Source organism: Pseudomonas sp. JV245A (genome assembly GCF_032424515.1).
Classification (GTDB): Bacteria; Pseudomonadota; Gammaproteobacteria; order Pseudomonadales; family Pseudomonadaceae; genus Aquipseudomonas; species Aquipseudomonas protegens.
Map to the genome: position 1 here is coordinate 1 of NZ_VYKE01000481.1, position 655 is coordinate 655.

Sequence of the window (655 nt, forward strand, 5' to 3'; positions counted from 1 at the left end):
CGGACAGACCATCACTATTCCGGTTGGCGAAAGCCAGGGCTCGGTGAACTTCACCGCGCCGAATGATGCCCTCGCTGGCGGCAGTTCCCTAAGCACCACCATTACCAAAGCCGACGGTGGTAACTACGAGAAACTGGAAGTCAGCGACAAGCCGGCTGAAACCTCGGTAACTGACACACCAGACACTACAACCCTGAGCCTCTCGGCTACTGAGTCTGTGGCTGAAGGTGGTTCGATCATCTACACCGCAACCCTGACCAACGCTGCCGGTACTCCGGTCACCGTGACCTTGAGTAACGGTGCCGTAATCACCATCGCTGCCGGTGCCACTTCCGGTACTGCCACCGTCGCCGCCCCTGCCGATGACGTCTATAAAGACGCCGGCAAGGTTGAAGCCACGATCACCAAGGCCGAAGGCGGCAACTTCGAGAACCTGGAGACCAATCCAGCGCCAGCGGTGACTGATGTCACTGACACCATCGACACCAGCACTGTTTCGCTGACAGCTACCCCTAATGTCGCCGAAGGCGGCACTGTGGTTTACACCGCGTCGGTCACCGCTCCCGTGACTGGTTCCCCGGTCGTGGTGACTCTGTCCAACGGTCAGACCATCACCATTCCAGTGGGTGAGTCGTCCGCCAGCGTGAACTTCACC

1 protein-coding gene is annotated in these 655 nt (G+C 59.4%); it reads left to right on the top strand.

Going from position 1 to position 655, the window contains the following annotated elements:
* Positions 1 to 655 (top strand): immunoglobulin-like domain-containing protein (locus tag F6S12_RS32575; RefSeq protein ID WP_315869965.1); only part of this gene is annotated, 655 nt, incomplete at both ends.